Origin of the sequence: Phytohabitans sp. LJ34, assembly GCF_052068095.1 — a bacterium.
Classification (GTDB): Bacteria; Actinomycetota; Actinomycetes; order Mycobacteriales; family Micromonosporaceae; genus Phytohabitans.
In genome coordinates, this window is sequence record NZ_JBQHDG010000011.1 from 122,070 (window position 1) to 140,117 (window position 18,048).

Here is an 18,048-nt window from a genome sequence, read left to right on the forward strand (position 1 = left end):
GATGTAACAATGACGGGGCTTTTCCGCTATGTGCACACACGCGGGCGACCATTGTTCGTGTTGGTGCTCATGGCCGTGCTGTTGTCGGCGGTGGGAGTGGTGGTCCGGCCCGCGCCGGCGGCGGCCGACGACTGGTATCGGGATCCGTGTTTCAACGCCCGGCAGGAAAACACTGTGCTGTCGTGGGCCGAGACCGAGCTGGAGGCGGCGCCTGATGCGGTCTGGCGGCGGTACGGTAACCGCGACAGGGCTACTGAGCAGACATACGCCGTGGCCTGGTCGACGACGAGATCGGCCTCGATCACGGTTGAGGGTTCGCTGGACCTGGCGAAGATCCTGGAGCTGAGTGGGACCTATCAGTCGCAGATTAGCGTGCAGCAGTCGGTGACGGACACCGAGGTCGTGCGGACCGTGCCGGGTGAGTTCGTGACGATGAAACCGTACATTCTGTACCGGTTCATTAAGGTGATCACGGCGTGGATCAAGGCCGATGGCAGCGGCCATTGCGGGCTTTCGGCGTCGGTGGCGCGGGTGCCCACGTCCTGGGGCCGATGCCTGGTGCGCGACAACGTGACGTTAGAGGAGCAATGCGGGGCTGGTGTCATCCGTTCGGGTCAGGGGCCGGGTACCGGTGGGACGGCACCGCCGACGCCGCCGGTGCCGCAGCCGGTGACGGACGTGCGGCACGTGGCCGACGGCACGGTGCTGGCAACGACGGATACCAAGCGGATTTACAAGATGGTGGGTGGGGCGCCGGTGTGGCAGGCGACCTGCGACAACGGGATTTGTGAGCCGCAGTCCCGGCCGACGACGCAGGCGGTGATCAACGCTGGTCCGGCCACGCCGCGTAATGGTTCGTCGGCGATCGACCAGCGCGGCCGGGTATACATCTTCGTGGGTGGTTCCCCGTTGTGGCAGGACTCGTGCGCCGCCCCGGTCAACTGCGGTACGCCGGTGAAGGTGTCCGACTGGTCGATCGATGCCCGCGATCACATGAACCGGCTGCCCGCGGACGGCAACCTGGTGCAGGCGGTGTCGAACGGCACTGATCTGCCGGTGGCCGCGACGTTGGGTGGGGCGCTGGTGCCGTTCGCGAACCAGCAGGAGGTCATCGAGACCGGTCACGGCACGGACTGGGCTCGGAAGGTGACCGCGATCAGTGGGAACAGCTATCACGCGTTGGGGTTGGACCCGGCCAACGGCACCCTGGTCCAGGGGGTGGCCGGTGGGGTTTCCACCGCGGTGGCCGCGATCGCCGGTAAGGCGGTCATCCCGTTCGCCAGCCCGCAGGAGGTCATCGATTCCGGGCACGGCACCAACTGGGCCAGCAAGGTCCGGGCTGTCCCGGCCCGGTTCTTCCACTCAAGGGCCCGGGTGCCTACCGACAACACGCTGATCCAGGGTGCTGGTGGGGGTGTGTCCACGCCGGTGGCGACCATGGTCGGTGGGGCGCGGATCAACTTCGGCAGCCCGCAGGAGGTCATCGACGCCGGGTACGGCACGGACTGGCCGAGCAAGGTCCAGATCATCCCGATCCGGGCGTTCAACGAACTCCGCGCCGACGTGCCGGCCGACGGCACCCTGATCCAGGGCATCAACGGCAGCACCCCGGTCGCCAAAATCGTCGGCGGCGCCGTAGTCCCCTTCGCCAACCCACAGGAAGTCGTCGACCTCGGCTACGGCGCCGAATGGGCCCTGCACGTACGCGCGGTACCACCACGCGCATACCACGCACTGCCGACCACGCCGCCGACGAAGACCCTGGTGCAGGGGAAGTCGGGCGACACGTTGACGGCGGTCGCGCAGGTCGTCGGCGGCGCACGCATCCCGTTCAGCAGCGGCGCCGACGCCACCGCGGTGTTCGGCCCGGAGTGGTCCGAGCGCGTCCAGCGGATCCCGACCCGCGCCTACACCGCCATGCCACTCACGCCGGCGGACGGCACCCTCATGGTCAACGAGGGCAGCGTCCTCTACCACGCGCTTCAAGGCAACGTCGAACGGGCGGCGAGCTGTCCGGAGTCGCCAGCGTGTTCGTCCAGCCTGCCGATGGTGCTGGACAAGCAGTTGGCGGGGATACGCGAGTACGGGCCGGCGGGCTTGGCCTGGGCCGACGTCGACGGCGACGGCAAGGCCGACTACTGCCGCCGCCTCGGCACGGTCAACCACCAGGACAGCAAGGTCTCCTGCACGCTGTCGACCGGCACCGGCTACGGCGCGACGGTCACGTCGGGCGTCACCGACTGGGGATGGCTCATCGGTCGGCAGTGGACAGACGTCAACGGGGACAAGAAGGCCGACTACTGCCGGATCGGCGGTGCCGACAACCGCGCCAACGCCAACGCGGTCTGCACGCCGTCGACCGGCACCGGCTTCGGCCCCACCTTCGTCTCCGCGAAGCTCGACGCCGGGCACTCCGTCGGCCGGGCCTGGGCGGACGTCAACGGAGACGGCCGGGCGGACTACTGCCGGGTGCGCGGGACCACCAACCACACCAACGCGTTCGTGTCCTGTACCCCCTCGACCGGGACCGGTTTCGGGGCCGACATCAACTCGTCCAGTTTGGACTGGGGCTTCCCCGCCGGGCGGGCGTTCACCGACTTCAACGGCGACGGCAAGGCCGACTACTGCCGGGTCGTCGGCACAGCCAACCACACGGCGGCGCACGTGGCCTGCACCGTCTCCAACGGAGGTGACTTCGGGGCCACGTACGTGTCTCCGGCGACCGACTGGGGATTCAGCTCCGACCGGGTGTGGGCGGACGTCAACGGTGACAAGAAGTCCGACTACTGCCGCCGTGTCGGCTCGATGGCCGAGCCGCGGATGGCGTGCACGCCCTCGACCGGCACCGGTTTCGGCCCGACCTTCGTCTCCGGCCTGGCCGACTGGGGCCAGCCCGGCAGCCGCACCTGGAACGACGTGAACGGTGACGGCAAGGCGGACTTCTGCCGGGTCCGCGGCACGGCCAACCACACCGACTCGTTGGTGTCCTGCCTGCTGTCGACCGGCACCGGCTTCGGCGCCGAGGTCAACTCGGCGACGACCCTCGACTGGGGCTTCCACACCGGTCGCGGCTGGGCGGACGTCAACGGCGACGGTCGGACCGACTACTGCCGGCGGGTCGGCGGCAGTGTCAACGACACCCGGGTGTCCTGCTCCGCCTCCACCGGCGGCGGGTTCGCCAGCAGTGTCGTGTCCGGCGTCCTGGAGTGGGGACTCGCAGACTAACCACCCCCGAGGGTCGACCGCGCGCGCCGTACCTGTGCGGCGCGCGCGGTCGGCTGACTACTGTGGCTTTTCCAAGCAGCTGCCGCAGAACCCGCCGGGCCCTGGCGGGCAGTCCGGATCGTCCTCGTACCAGACGGTCGCCGCGACCAGGGGGTCGGTGGTCGCGATCGGCTCGAGCGTGGCCGGGCCGTCCGGCGGCCACGTCACCCGCGCGCAGGCGATCCGGTCGGTGAGGGTCCGCATGGCGCAGACTCCGACCTGCTGTGCCGTCGGTATCGTGCCGGCGAATGGGGTCGGCCCGCTGGGTTGGTAGCGCACCAGCGATTCCGGATACACGAACGCGACCGCGAACGGGTCGCCCGTCTTGAAGACAGCCACGGCGAAGGCTGAGTTGGCCCGGTACGGCTCGCAACCGGTGACCTGGCCGTGCAGAGCCGTGTATCCGGCGCGGGCGGCGCCGACCGCGGTGAACTGACCGGAGGCGCAGGATGCCGGGCTCCACGTGCCGGCCGCCTGGGCCTGCGCGGCGGTGCCGAGCGTGAGCGCCAGCGCGCTCGCCAGTACAGCGGCGGCGCGGGCGACCGGCCGCGCGAGCGGGTGTGACAAGGGGTCTCCTCAGGTGGTGGTGGAGCCTGGGCTGCCGTAGCGCGGTGGCCGGGGTGCGGCGCCGGCGGCGCCGAGCAGCAGCGCGAGCTGGAAGCGGTTTTCCACGCCCAGGCGGTCCATCAGGTGCCGCATGGTGTAGGCGACGGTGCGGACGCTGAGCCGCAGCTCCAGTGCCGCGGCCTGGTCGGTGTATCCCATGGCGAGCAGGCGCACCAGTGCCTGCTCGCGTTTGCTCAGCTCGATGGGCGGTACCCCCTGCTCCCGTGGGTCGGTGCCGTCGTCCCACAGCCGGTCGAACATGCTCGCCAGGGCCTGGACGACCGCGGGGTCGGCGACCTCGATGTAGCCCTTTTCAAGGTCCACCGGGTCGCTCGGCACCATCGCGGCGCGCCGGTCGAAGATCATCACCTTGAGCGGCAGGGCCGACAGCTCGCGGTACATCCCGCCGGCGTGGCCGAGGGCGGTGGCGTAGGCGCTGTACCGGTCGCCGTCGCCGGGCGGCAGGCCGAGCACCCGAAGCCGGATGCCACGCGCCAGGATGCTGCGGTCCAGCGGCAGGGCGGCCGTGGTCGCCTCGGCGTCGAAGACCTCTTCGGTGTTGATGGCCAGGTGCTCGTGACGTTCGGCGGCGATGAGGCCGGCCGCCCGCTGCCGGGCGGCGGCGCGGGTGGGCCAGCGGCGCACCGAGGCGCGCGCGAGTGCGGCCAGGCCCACCTCGGTGGTGGTCGTGACGTGCCGGCGCCACCGGTCGAGCGCCGAGGCGGGCACACGGTGGTGCCGCAGCGTGTCGAGCACCCGCTCCACCTCCACCGCCTCCCACACGAGGGCGTCCGGAGACCGGTACCCGGCATCGGTGGCCGAAGGAACGGGGCGTACCGCCGCCGCGGCCACCAGCTCGTCGAGCGCCCGACTCACCCGGCTCTGGGACATGCCCAGCTCCCGGGCGAGCCGCGCGACCGTGCGGGGGCCGAGCATCAGCAACGCCCGATAGCCGAGATCGGCATCGGGCGTCACCCCCCACCTGGTCAGCCTGGGAACGACCTCGGTTGACAACGCCAACGGAACCCCCCGTCTCGAACCCAGTACAGCTCCCGCGGGGACAGGAGATCACCTCTGGGTACCGCTGTGAAGACCGGGTCTCGAGGCTTGCAGGATCATGCAAATGGCCTCGTTGCAGGGGCCTGCAAAGAATTCGGGACATTTGCCGCCCCGGGCGTTGTGCGTCTTGTGGCCTCGATGAATTGACGGCTATACGTTCCCAGCCCAGCCAGACCCCTGGCTCCGCGATGGAGAAGGTGCGCCGTGACCCTCTTTTCGAAACGCCGACTGGGATCGGCGCTGTGCGCGATCCTGGCCGGCGGGTTCCTTTTCGCCGCACCGGCCTCGGCGCGCGAGCCGGCCGCGACCGCCTGCACCGTTCCCGGCGGCGGTCTCGTCGCCGAGACCGAGGACGTGGCCCTCGCGCTGGCCGCCGAATGCGGTGCCGAGGTGCGGATCGCCGCGTACCAGGACTACGCGGTGCGGTGGTTCGCCGAGCCCGACGGGCGGGTGCGGACCGAGGCGTACGCGGCGGCGCAGTGGGCGCGGGACGCGTCGGGGCAGTGGGTGGACGCCGACCCGACGCTCGTACCGGCCGGCGACGGCGGGTTCCGCACCGCCGCGACCGTCTCGACGCTGCGGATCGCCGGTGGCGACGGCGCGTTCGTCACCGCGACCGCGCCGACCGGTCAACAGGTGGGCCTGGACTGGCCGGGCACGCTGCCGCAGCCGCGGGTCAGCGGCAGCACCGCCGTCTTCGACGACGTGATGCCCGACGTGGACCTCGAGGTCTACGCCGACGTCGACGGGTTCTCGTACGCGCTTGTGGTGTACACCGCCGCGGCGGCCGCCAACCCGGCCCTCAAGCGCATCGAGCTGGGCCTGCGAGCGGCCGGCCTCACCGTGGCCGCGGACACCGACTCCGACACGGCCGAGCTGACCGACGCCGGCGGCGAGATGGTGTACGCGGTGGAGACGCCGTGGATGTGGGACTCCTCGACGCCGGCGGCCGCCACCGCGACCGCCACGGCGGACGGGAACGCCGCCACCACCGAGACTGGCCTTGCCGCCGCGATGGACCTGGAGGTGGACGGTGACACGCTGGCCGTGCTGCCGGACGCCGCGCTGCTGAACAACCCGGACCTGCGGTATCCGCTCTACATCGACCCGAAGTTCACCGGGAAGATCAGCCAGTGGGCCAACCTCCACTATGGAACGAACGGCCAGTACGTCAACAAGACCACCTGGTCCGGCGACTCGTACCTGCGGGTCGGCTTCCAGGGTTGGCAGAACGACAACGCCGTGGGCCTGTGGCGGTCGGCCATCCAGTTCAACGGGCTGGACGACCTGAAAAACCGCGTGGTCGCGGACGCGCAGATCTGGATGACCCAGGACCACACCGGCGGCTGCGGCACGAGCTACAAGGTGCGGCTCGGCGCGATGGACTACTTCAAACGCTCCACCGCGACGTTCGCCAACACGTATCCGGACAAGTACATCGGCCTGGTGGCCACGACGACGGTGCCGACGTCCAATGAGGACCAGTGCGGCGACGAAGGCGACCAGCGGTTCAAATGGCAGGACTCGCACCTGACGAACCGGTTGAAGTACATCGTGGACCGTGGCTGGAGCACCGCCTCGTTCACCGTCTTCTCCGACAACGAGGGCAACCGGGACCAGTGGCGAAAGCTCTCGCCCAGCAGCGGGCGGCTCGTCATCTGGCACACCGCGAACAAGCCGGTCGAGCTGTCCACCAACGGTCAGCAATGCTCGACGTCCGCGCCGGGGTACCGGCTCAACACGTTGGTGCCGTCGCTGAAGGCCACCGCGCCGAGCAACCTCGCCTCGACGGCCGAGCTGCGGTTCGAGCTGACCAAGGCCGGCTCCAGTACGGTGCTCAAGCAGATCAACGTGGCCGTGACGTCGAACGGGACGAAGACGGTCGCCGTGCCGACCGGCGTCCTGGCCGAGGGCACCGGGTACCGGTGGCGGGTCCGGGTCTGGGACAGCGACGGCGACAGCGCCCGCCACGGGCCGTACTCCGCGTACTGCTACTTCCGGGTCAACGCCCAGCCGCAGGCGCCCAACGCGATGTCCACCGAGAAGCTGGGCTGCGGCGCCCAGTCCAGCCCGACCATGGTCACCACGACGACCCCGAGGCTGATCGCGACCCCGCGTGACCCCGACGGCGGCAAGGTGCGGCTGCGGTTCGAGCTGTCCCAGCCGACCGGCGCCGTGCTGAGCCAGAAGACGCCGGACGGCCAGGCCGGCACCGCGCTGTCGAGCCGGGTAGACAAGTCGCTCGCGCTCACCGAGGGTGTGTACCGCTGGCGGGCGCAGACGCTCGACGAGTTCGGCGCCGGACCCTGGTCCGCGTACTGCTGGTTCCAGATAGACACCACACCGCCGGAGCCGGCCGACGTGGCACAGGTGACGGTGGATCCGGCTCCCGGCGACGCGGTGCGCTTCAACCTCGTCGGCGGCGGTGACGTCGCGAAGTTCAAGTACATCCTCGCGCCCGAGGCCGCTGGCGGCACTGTGTCGCCCAAGTCGTGCAACAACTACTCGTGCCACATGACGACGAACGCGACCAACGGCAAAGCCACGATCAACGTCCTGCCGTCGAGCACGACCATCGACCACGTCCTTCAGGTGTGGGCGATCGACGCGGCCGGCAACGAGTCGTCCCGCACCGACACCTGGTTCGCCAACGCGCCCACCGAGCCGGTGCAGCCGGTCGGGGCCTGGCGGTTCGACGGCGACACCGCCGACGACCTCAGCGGGGCCGCGCTGGCCGTGACGGCCGGGCCGCGCTACGGCACCGACCGCTTCGGCCGGGCCGGTGGCGCGCTGGAGGTCGCCGGCGACAACACGCGGTGCGCGGTGACCGGCGGCCCGCCGGTGGACACCGCCGACTCGTTCACGCTCGCCGCCTGGGTGCGCATCGACAAGTACGGGGCCGGCGCCGGTCAGACGGTCTTCGGCATGCCCGGCTCCGGCGGCAGCAACGTCAAGCTGCTGCTGAACGGCGACGGCACCGTGTGGTACTTCTCCCGGCATTCCCAGGGGACGGGTGCGCAGGCGTACTGGAACCAGGCGACGGCACCGGTGTCCGGGGTCAGCGCCGGCGGCTGGGTGCACCTGGCCGGTGTGTACGACGCGCCGGCCGAGCGGCTCCGCCTCTATGTCAACGGCGCGCTGGCCGGCTCCGGACCGGTCACCTTCGACCCGCCGACGGGCACCGGCCGGATGGGCGTCGGCTGCGGGTTCGGCAGCGGCCCGTTCGAGGCGATCCACGGCGCGGTCGACGACGCGGTGGCGGTCCAGCAGGTGCTGACCAGCGGCCAGATCGCGGCGCTCGCCGCGACGAACGAAGGGCTGCCCGCCGGTACCCGGGCGTGGTGGCCGCTGCGCCAGAAGTACGCCACGGAACAGTCCGGGCACGGCCCACAGCTGTCCACTCTCGACTCCGCGAGCTGGGTGGCCGACCAGCACGGCCGGGCAGCCAGCGCGCTGGCCTTCGACGGCAGCACCTGCCCGACCGCCGAGCGGGTGCCGGTACGCACCGACGGCTCGTTCACGGCCTCGGCCTGGGTGTACCTGGACCCGGCGCACACCACCGGCCACTCCCGGGTGTTCAGCCTGCACGGCGGCCGGCACTTCGCGGCGATGCTGAAGTACAACCCGACCACCGCGCGCTGGGACTTCTCCGTCACCAACGCGGACGACACGGCCGCCACGGGCGCTTCCGTGGGTGGCGCCGCGACGCCGGGGAAGTGGACCCACCTGGCGGTGACCGTGAACGCCGACACGCGACACATCGCGCTGTACGTGAACGGCGCGCTGGCGGCCGGCAAGACGATCGGCTTCGCGCTGTGGCGGGCCGGCGAGATGGTGGTCGGCTGCGGCGGCACCGCCGACGGTACGCGGTCGTCGAAGTGGAAGGGCGCGATGTCCGACGTGCGGGTGTGGCGGGGCGTGGCCACGCCGGACGCCATCCAGGGGCTGCGCACCGAGCAGGTCGCGTACTGGGAGCTGGGCCAGGAGGAGCTCGGCACCGACGGCTGGGGCGCGGACCACAACCTCGCCTTCAGCGGCAGCCACCGGTGGGTGGAGGACCGGTACAACTGGTGCCAGGCGGCCTACGGCCTCGGCTTCGACGGTGCCGGCTACGCCAGCACGGCCGGCCCGGTGGTGACCACCGACCAGTCGTTCACGGTCGCGGCCTGGACCCAGCTGAACAGCACCGACGGCTACCGCACCGTCGCCTCGCAGACCGGGGCCAACCGGATGGCTTTCAACGTGGCCTTCCACCCCACGATCGGAGAGGGCGGCCGCTTCCAGCTGTCGATGCCGTCGTCCGACGGGACGAGCAGCGGCGCCTGGCACCGGGTGGTCGGCGCGCAGGCCCCCGAGCTGGGCCGGTGGTATCACGTGGCTGGGGTCTTCGACTTCGGCACCGGCACGATGCGCCTCTACGTCAACGGAGCCTTGCAGGGCGAGCAACGGATGATCGCGTCGCCGTGGCAGGCCACCGGCCCGTTCGTCGTCGGTGCCGCCTACGAGAACGGCGCGATGGTCAACCACATGGACGGCGTCATCGACCAGGTGCGGGTGTGGTCGGGCGCGGTGGACCCGCTGGTCATCCGCGACCTGGCCCGGCGCCCACCCGATCCCGACGGCGGCTTCTGCGACGGCGACGAGCAAACCCAGTGAAAGGTCACCTCACGATGACATCTCGGCTGCATCTGCTCGTCCGCCTGACCGCGGTCGTCGCGTTGCTCGTCGGTGCGGCGATCGTCGCCTACCAACTGCCGGAGCGCCTCAGGTCCGGCGCCCTCGACCCCGACCTCGGCACGCCGGTGGAGGCCCAGGCCGTCACCGGCGCCTCGGTCGACCCGAAGGCCGAAGGCGTGCACGTGCCGGACCAGCGCTGGTCGGGCGCGAAAGCGGCGGACTGGCCGGCGGCCGGCGTGACGGAGGTGCCGCTGCGGGCGCGGGGCGTCGACGCGGCGCGCACCGGCACCCTCGCCGCCACCGCGGCGCTGCGCGTCTTCGGCCAGGACGTGTCGGCGAAGCTGGGCATCGACGGCGTGGTGTACCAGGTCTCGTCCGACCGGAGCGGCCAGGCCGACGTCAAGATCGACTACAGCCGCTTCGCCGGCGCGTTCGGCGGCGGCTGGGCGTCGCGGCTGCGGCTGCTGGCGTTGCCCGGCTGCGCGCTGAGCGAACCCGCCAAGCCGGGCTGCCTGACCGGCAAGAAGGTGGAGAGCGTCAACGACATCCGGGCGCGGAGCGTGACCGCCACCGTGGACCTCGCCGGTGACGCGGTGGTCTTCGCGCTGGCCGCCGAGGACAGCGGCGCGACGGGCGACTGGTCCGCGACCGACCTGTCGCACGCCGGCTCCTGGTCGCAGGGGGGTTCGTCGGGCGGCTTCGGCTACTCTTACGCGCTGCGGGTGCCGCCCGGCGCCGGGCGGGTGCCGGAGCTGTCGCTGTCGTACTCCTCGCAGGCGGTCGACGGCCACACGTCCTCCTCCAACAACCAGGCCGGCCTCATCGGCGACGGCTGGGGCTACAACCCGGGGCTCATCGAACGCACCTACACCGGCTGCTTCCGCGACAAGGGCGGCAACACACCGACCGCCACCGGGGACTGGTGCTGGGACGGTGCCTCCGACGCCGTCACCGTGTCGCTGGGCGGCGTCAACGCGGCGCTGGTCAAGGACGACACCACCGGGCAGTGGCACGTGGCCACCGACTCCGGCTGGAAGGTGGAACGGCTCGGTGCGGCCGCCACCGCCTCGACCGCGACCTCGGAGCAGTGGCGGATCACCGCCACCGACGGCACCCGGTACATGTTCGCGTCCCGCGCCGGCTCGCGGCTGACGGCGCCCGTGTTCGGCAACCACTCCGGCGAGCCCTGCCACCGCTCGGGTGACTTCAAGGGCTCGGCGTGCGCGCAGGCGTACCGGTGGCTGCTGGACCAGGTCGTCGACGTGCACGGCAACGTCACCAGGTACGAGTGGAGCACGGAGACCGGCCACTACGGCGCCGCCGCCGACGAGGACAACCGCAAGGGCTTCCACCGGGCCGCCCGGCTGACCCGGATCGAGTACGGGCTCCGCGCCGACGACGCATCGGTCGCCGCGACCGGCCGGGTCGTGTTCTCCTACGCCGACCGCTGCGAGTCCGACTGCCGCGAGTCCGGCGGCGACCCCCGCCCGGACAACTGGCCCGAGACGCCGTGGGACCTCGACTGTGCCGCCGCACCGTGCACCGGCAAGCTCAGCATGGCGTTCTTCGCCTCCCAGCGGATGACCTCGATCGCCACCTACGTGCGCAAGGGCGCCACCTACTCCAAAGTGGACTCGTGGGCGCTCGAGCACGACTTCCTGCACTACGGCGACGAGGAGGACACGGTGCTGTGGCTGGCTTCCGTCCAGCACACCGGCCACGTCGGCGGCACCGAGTCCACCCCGCCGGTCAGGTTCGCCGGCACCCCGATGGCCAACCGGCTGGAGCACTCCGAAGGCGAACCGTCGCTGTGGCGCACCCGGCTGTCACGGATCGTCACGGAGACCGGCTCGGAGGTGCTCGTCTGGTACTCCGCCGAAGACTGCGCCTGGGACGACCGGCCCAGCCCGCGGGACAACGGCCGCCGCTGCTATCCGATGTTCGCCGACAAGGGCCCCGACGAGGAGCCGGCCGAGGAGTGGTTCCACAAGTACGTGGTCACCCAGGTCGCGGAGTTCGACACCACGGCCGGGCAGCTGCCGTTGCGCACCTACTACGAGTACGCCACCACCACCGGCGGCACGTCCCGGCTGTGGGCGTGGAACGACAGCGAGCTGGTCGACGACGACCTGCGCAGCTACTCGCAGTGGCGCGGCTACGCCCAGGTGACCACGAAGGTCGGCGACCCGGCGCAGGACACCCCGCTCACCTCCGTGGCCCGGTACTACCGCGGACTCGACGGGCAGCCCGACACCGCGACGGGCACCGGGTCGCGCGCTGTCAAGGTCACCGACAGCGAGGGCAACCAGGTGACCGACCACGAGGCGCTCGCCGGATCGGTGTTCGAGAGCGTCGAGTACGAGGGCGCGGCCGTCATCGACGCCACGGTCAACCGCTACTGGACCAAGAGGACCGCCACGCGCGAGCACGACGGCGGGACCACCGAGGCGTGGCTGACCGGCACGTCGCGTACCGACACCCGCCGGCTGCTCGACGCCGCCACGGCCACCTGGCAGCGCACCCTCCACACCGCCGAGTTCGACGGCCGGGGCCGCCCGGTGGCCGGCTCCGACTCCGGCGACCTCGCGGCGTCGGGCGACGAGCGCTGCACCCGCACCACCTACCTCGACGACACCGCCAAGCACCTGTACGAGCGGCCGCACCGGGTCCAGGTCTTCGCGGTGCCCTGCGCGACGACCCCGTCGCTGCCCGGCGACCTTGTGACCGACCAGCGGATCTCCTACGACGGCGCGACAAGTGCGGTGGCGGCCGTCGAGGAGGTGTCGGCGCACGACGGCTCCGCCGCCACCTGGCTCAGGACGGCGGCGTACACATACGACAAGTTCGGCCGGCAGACCGCCGAGACGGACGCGCTCGGCGAGACCACCACCACGGCGTACACCCCGGCGGGCTCCGGCGTGACGGAGTCGGCCGTCACCACCAACCCGCTCGGACACGCCACGACCGTCCACAATGAACCGGCCTGGGGTGTGCCGGCCCGGACCGTCGACCCCAACGGGCGGGTCACCGAGCTGGCCTACGACCCGCTCGGCCGCACCGTCGCCGCGTGGGGACCGGGCTGGAAACGCGCCGACCACCCCGACACCCCGACGGCGGAGTACCGGTACCGGATGAAGAACGACGGCCCGTCGGCGGTCATGTCCTTCGGGCTGAACGCGGACGGCGAGCAACGCCTGGACGGCATCGCCCTCTTCGACGCGCTGCTGCGGCCGGTGCAGGAGCAGGCACCCACGGCGCAGGGCGGGCGGCTGGTCACCAGCACCCGCTACGACACCCGCGGCCTGACCGAGTGGAGCTCCGGCCCCAACTGGGTCGACGGCGCCGGGCCGGGCGTCGAGCTCGTCGCGGTCTCGCAGGGCCAGGACCACGCCCGCACGCTCTACACGTACGACGCGGCCGGGCGGGTCGCCACCGAGTCCTTCATGTCCCACCAGCAGATCCGGTGGACCACCCGGACCCGGTACGGCGGCTCCACCAAGGGCTGGATGGAGCGCGTCGACCCGCCCCGGGGCGGTACCCCGTCGGCGACCGTCGTCAACCTCCAGGGCGAGGTGGTCGAAAAGCGCGACTACCACGGTGCGACCGCCGACGGCGCGTACGACACGACGGTCTACGACTACGACCGGCGCGGCCGGCTCGAGACGGTGACCGACCCGGCGCGCAACCAGTGGTCGTACGAGTACGACCTGCGCGGCCGGCGGGTGGCCGCGCACGACCCGGACACCGGCACCACGAGGGCCGTCTACGACGACGCGAACCGGATCGTGGCCACCACCGACGCCCGCGGCCAGACGGTCAGCACCGAATACGACGCGCTCGGCCGGATGACCGCCCGCTGGTCCGGCGCCCCGCGAACCGGTGTGCGGCTGGCCGCGTGGGCCTACGACAAGGTGGCCGGCGGGATCGGCCTGCCCTACACCTCGACGTCCTATGTGGACGGCAAGCCGCTGACCACCCAGGTGTCCGGGTACGACGCCGCCGGCCGGCCGGCGACCACCGTCGAGTCGATCCCCGCCATCGCCGGGCTGGAGTCGCTCGCCGGCTCGTACCGTACGTCCCAGTACTACAACCCGGACGGCTCGGTGTCGCACACGAACGTGCCCGCGGTCGGCGGCCTGGCCCGCGAGAGCGTGGTGTTCGAGTACAACGACCTCGGCCAGGCCACCCGCGTGTGGGGCGAGTACTTCGACGGCAGCGGCACGGTCGTCGACTATGTGGACGGTGCCGCCTACACCGCCTGGGGCGAGCTGGGTCAGCGCGTGCTCGGCGGCGCCGGCGGCAAGCGGGTCTACCAGACCTGGACCTACGAGGACGGCACCCGGCGGGCGGCCGAGTACCGGCTCTCCCGGGACGCGGTCGGCACGACGAACGTCGCGCACCTGTCGTACCGGTACGACCCCTCGGGCAACATCCTCTCCATCGCCGACGCGGTCACCGACGCGCCCGGCGCGCCGGAGCGGCAGTGCTTCGTCTACGACTACCTGCGCCGCCTGACCGACGCGTGGGCGCAGGCCGGCACCGGCGACTGCGTGGCACAGGGCGACCTGGGCGGCGACGACCTCGGCGGCCCGGCGCCCTACTGGACCTCGTACACGTACGACGTGACCGGCAACCGCACCTCGGTGACCGGCCGCCGTGCGGACGGCACCAGCCGCGAGGACGGCTACGCCTACGTCGAGGGCCGGGCGCACCTCGTCGAGAAGGCCGGCGCCGACACTTTCACCTGGGACGGCGCCGGCAACCTCACCAAGCGGGTGGTCGGCGGCCGCACCGAGACGCTCGGCTGGAACGCGCAGGGCAAGCTCACGACCATCACCGGTGGCGAGGGCACCACCCGGATGGTGTACGACGCGGGAAACAAGCGCGTGGCCCGCGTCGACCCGGACGGCTCGGCGACCGTGTTCGTGGCCGGACACGAGATCACCGCGAGCCCGACAGGTGTGACGAGCGCGGTCCGCGGCTACCGCCACAACGGGACGGTGGTCGCCACGCGGTCCGCCTCCGGGGGAGTGGTCTGGATCGGCAACGACCACCAGAACACCTCCACGTGGGCGGTGTCGGCGACGACCGCGACGGTCACCCACCGGCGCCAGGACCCGTTCGGCAACGACCGCGGCTCGAACCGGCCGTGGACGGCCAACCAGCAGGGCTACCACGCCGGCACCGAGGACCTCGGCGGCCTCGTCTCGATGGGCGCGCGGTTCTACGACCCGGTGACCGGGCGGTTCATCTCCCGCGACCCGATCGTGGTGTTCGAGGATGTGCAGCAGGTCAACGGCTACTCGTACGCCTCGAACAACCCCGTGACGACGTCCGACCCCAGTGGACTGCGCGAGCTGGAATGCAGCCCGGGTGCGGAGGGATGCGACAGCAACGGCAGGGCCGAGCCCAAGCCGTGTGGAACGACGGGAAAGTGCAGCAAATCAGATCCGGGCTGGACGCGGACCGTCCATCTGCCGGGAGACAACGAGCTCGTCCTGACGAACAACGGCAGCTACCTCAACGGAGTGCCTATCACCGGGGCCTGGAGCGATCCCCTCGAGCTCGCGCTCGACGTGCTCGAGACGATGGATGAGCACGGCCTCTCCAACAGCACGGCGGACACGATCAAAGCGCTGTACCTGCTGTGCGAGAGTTCGGAGAAGTACGCGGGGTGCAACGGGTACAGCAGGGCGCTGTCGGACCTCTATGACATCGCCATGTGTGCCACCGAGGGGGCCTGCGTCGAGATCGAGCTCTGCGCCAACAACACCTGCCAATACGTGAACGCCGAGGACATTCTCGAAGCGATGGTGACGTACGAGGAGGAGCACTACATCGGCACCGGTGACGGGTTCACCGTCCTGCTCTCCATGGCGTACTCCGACTACGCCGCCGCCGCGGGTGACGCCTGCGCGGTGCACGGCAGGTTGGCGGCCACGGGCTGTGCGGCCGGCGGCAACCTGTCGACCGCGCTTCAGGTCCACTATGGCTGCGTCGACAACGCGGACGCGAACGAGAGGGCCTGCCTGGGAGCGCTCATCGGGCTGGTGACGACGGCGATGAACTCCTACATGACCAGCCGAGCCCTCACCGGCGACTACACGAGAAGTCCCATCAACGGCACGCTCCGGCCGGGCAGTCCATGGGGCGGCAAGTGACCCCGCCCGGCACAGGGCCACATCCTGTCCGGTGCGGACGAGTAGTGGACCTGTCGCCCGCTCGGTAGGTGCCACAGATTGGTCGGTACGCGGGGGAGAGCCCTCCTCCGTGTGCCGATCCACTGTGGAGGAACGACGTGAGCGTGACAGGCATCATCCGAAGTACCCGGGGAGTGGCGGTGCTCCTCGCCCTCGCCCTGGCCGCGGGAGGGGTCTACCTGTGGCAGGGGCGGGCGGACGCGGCCGCGCAGGCGCCGAAGTTCAGTCCGGTCCAGCTGTCCGACGCGGTGCTGTTCAACGAGGGCCCCGCCGCCCCATACCTGGAGTCGCTGGGCCGCGGGCGGATCCCGTGGACGCAGACGCTGCGCGAAGGTCAGAAGGCGATCCACGAGAGCATCGCCAAGGACAACGAGTTCGCCGCCAACCTCCAGAGCGGCGACCCGGTGAAGGTGCGCGGCGCGCTGCGCGACCTGTCGGCGACGGCCCGCGACGCGCTCAACCAGCGGTGGGGCGCGGGCGTGGTGGACGAGGCCGTCAAGCGCCTCTTCGGCATCTACGACGAGCGGTTCGTCGACACCCTCCGGCAGAACAAGCTGCGCTTCAACTTCCAGAAGCCGTGCTGCCTGGAGAACTACGTGGACATCATCTCGTCGAGCGTGCTGACCGCGTTCCTCCAGGAGGTGTGGCAGCCCTCCGGCCTCGCGCTGGAGGCGGCGCAGCTGGTCCAGGACACGATGATCCGCGACGTGACCATGGACCTGCGGGCCTGAGCCGGAGGAGGTGAACCAGGTGGACACCGGCAACGCGGCGTGGGTCGCCGATCGCCGCCTCGGCCGCCGGGTGCTCGCGGTGGCCGCTGTGGCCGTGGTGTTCGTGGTGTACGTCGCGCACGGCGCGTTGCCGGTGACGCCGTTCTCGTTGCCGTTCACCGGCGAGCGTCACTACGCCAAGGCGTTCGCCCCGCAGAGCTGGGCGTTCTTCACCCGCAGCCCGCGTACTCCCGAGTTGGTGGCCGTCGGCCGCGGCGCGGACGGCTCGTGGCGCCGGCTCTCGCCGGGGCACCTCGCGGTGCCGGCCGACCTGATGGGCCTGGACCGGGTCCGCCAGGCCGAGGAGATGCACGTCCGGAACCTGCGCGTACAGGTGCCGGACTCGGCCTGGTCGGCGTGTGACGGCGCGCCGGCCGACTGCCTTTCCCGGCTGCCCGCCGGGGCCACCGTCGTCAACTACTCGACGCGCCGCGAGCTGTGCGGCGACGTCGGACTGATTCTCCAGGAGGTACTGCCATGGGCGTGGCGGGATCTGCCGACGGTCATGCCGTCCCAGGTGGCGCGGGTGACGGTGACCTGCTGAGCCGGTTCGTGGCGGCCGCCGGGCGGTGGGCCCGGCCGCGCCTGGCCGTACCGCCGTGGTCGTCGGGGCTGGGCCTGGCCCGCACGGCGCTGGCGCTGGGCAGCGCCGCGACGCTGGCCGCTACCGGTCCGGCGGTGCTGTTCGACCCGACCAACGCCGGCGGGACGTGCGGTGACGTCCGCGCCGCCGGCCTGTTCTGCGCCGTCCCGGCCGGCGGCGGCCAGCTGGCCCGCTGGTGCGGCGTGCTGGTCCTGCTGGTGGTGGCCAGCGGCTGGCGCCCGCGCGTCACCGCGATCCCGCACTGGTACGTATCGTGGAGCCTGCTCTCGAACGCCGTCGTGCCGGACGGCGGTGACCAGCTCACCGCGATCCTGACGCTCCTGCTGGTGCCGATCGGGCTGACCGACGGGCGCCGGTGGCACTGGCAGCGGCCGCCCGACCCGGGGCCGGACATCGGCACCGGGCGGGTCGTCGCGGGTACGGCGCTGATGCTGATCCAGGTCCAGGTGGCGGTCGTCTACTTCCAGTCGTCCGTCGCGAAGCTCGGTGTCCGCGAGTGGGCGGACGGAACGGCGATGTTCTACTTCCTCCGGCACCCGCTCTTCGGCTCGCCGCCGTGGCTGCGCCCGCTCACCGACGCGCTGAGCGGGTCACCGGTGGGCGTGGCCCTGCTCACCTGGTCTCCGCTGGCGATCGAGCTGGCGTTGGCGCTGGCCATCCTGACGGGGCCGCGGAGCAAGCGGGCGCTGCTGGTCACCGGGATCGCCTTCCACGGCGCCATCGCGCTCACCATGGGGCTGGTCAGCTTCGCCGTGGCGATGACCGGCGCGCTGCTGCTGTACCTGCTGCCGGTCGGCACGCACCTCGATGTCGCCAAGCTGATAGACAGGGCCGAGCCGCAACCCGCACGATAGAGATCCCTATCGAC

General features: G+C 71.4%; 8 protein-coding genes. 6 read left to right on the plus strand and 2 right to left on the minus strand.

Annotation, left to right across the window (positions count from 1 at the left end; genetic code table 11):
• Positions 1-57 precede the first annotated feature (57 nt).
• On the plus strand, positions 58-3,225 hold the full coding sequence (locus tag ACTMTJ_RS20705; RefSeq protein ID WP_441218966.1) for an FG-GAP repeat domain-containing protein: 3,168 nt from the start codon (positions 58-60) through the stop codon (positions 3,223-3,225).
• Between the two features lie 57 nt (positions 3,226-3,282).
• Here the strand turns inward: ACTMTJ_RS20705 and ACTMTJ_RS20710 are convergent, their stop codons facing one another.
• Positions 3,283-3,831, minus strand: coding sequence for a hypothetical protein (locus tag ACTMTJ_RS20710; protein ID WP_441218968.1), 549 nt, complete (start codon positions 3,829-3,831; stop codon positions 3,283-3,285).
• Between the two features lie 9 nt (positions 3,832-3,840).
• The gene (locus ACTMTJ_RS20715; protein ID WP_441218970.1) at positions 3,841-4,845 is read right to left on the minus strand and encodes a LuxR C-terminal-related transcriptional regulator; all 1,005 of its coding nucleotides are present in this window, start codon (positions 4,843-4,845) and stop codon (positions 3,841-3,843) included.
• Between the two features lie 288 nt (positions 4,846-5,133).
• Here ACTMTJ_RS20715 and ACTMTJ_RS20720 point away from each other — a divergent pair, with 288 nt between their 5' ends.
• The 5 genes from ACTMTJ_RS20720 to ACTMTJ_RS20740 all read left to right on the plus strand — a co-directional run bounded on the left by ACTMTJ_RS20720 (position 5,134) and on the right by ACTMTJ_RS20740 (position 18,034).
• On the plus strand, positions 5,134-9,585 hold the full coding sequence (locus ACTMTJ_RS20720) for a LamG domain-containing protein (protein ID WP_441218972.1): 4,452 nt from the start codon (positions 5,134-5,136) through the stop codon (positions 9,583-9,585).
• 14 nt (positions 9,586-9,599) lie between these two features.
• Positions 9,600-15,767 carry an RHS repeat-associated core domain-containing protein gene (locus tag ACTMTJ_RS20725; RefSeq protein ID WP_441218974.1) on the plus strand — a complete coding sequence of 2,056 codons (6,168 nt, stop codon included), beginning with the start codon at positions 9,600-9,602 and terminating at the stop codon, positions 15,765-15,767.
• Positions 15,768-15,904: 137 nt separating this feature from the next.
• Complete coding sequence (locus ACTMTJ_RS20730; protein WP_441218975.1) at positions 15,905-16,537, plus strand: hypothetical protein; 633 nt, start codon at positions 15,905-15,907, stop codon at positions 16,535-16,537.
• Between the two features lie 19 nt (positions 16,538-16,556).
• Positions 16,557-17,120: an SdpA family antimicrobial peptide system protein gene (locus ACTMTJ_RS20735; RefSeq protein ID WP_441218977.1), complete on the plus strand. Its 564-nt coding sequence runs from the start codon at positions 16,557-16,559 to the stop codon at positions 17,118-17,120.
• Positions 17,060-18,034 carry a sporulation-delaying protein SdpB family protein gene (locus tag ACTMTJ_RS20740; RefSeq protein WP_441218979.1) on the plus strand — a complete coding sequence of 325 codons (975 nt, stop codon included), beginning with the start codon at positions 17,060-17,062 and terminating at the stop codon, positions 18,032-18,034. The genes ACTMTJ_RS20735 and ACTMTJ_RS20740 overlap by 61 nt, the downstream gene beginning before the upstream one ends.
• Positions 18,035-18,048 lie beyond the last annotated feature (14 nt).

What these genes read in the sequence shown, in the direction of transcription:
- ACTMTJ_RS20725 (WP_441218974.1), top strand. Translation starts at nt 9,600, where the DNA reads ATGACATCTCGGCTGCATCTGCTCGTCCGCCTGACCGCGGTCGTCGCG.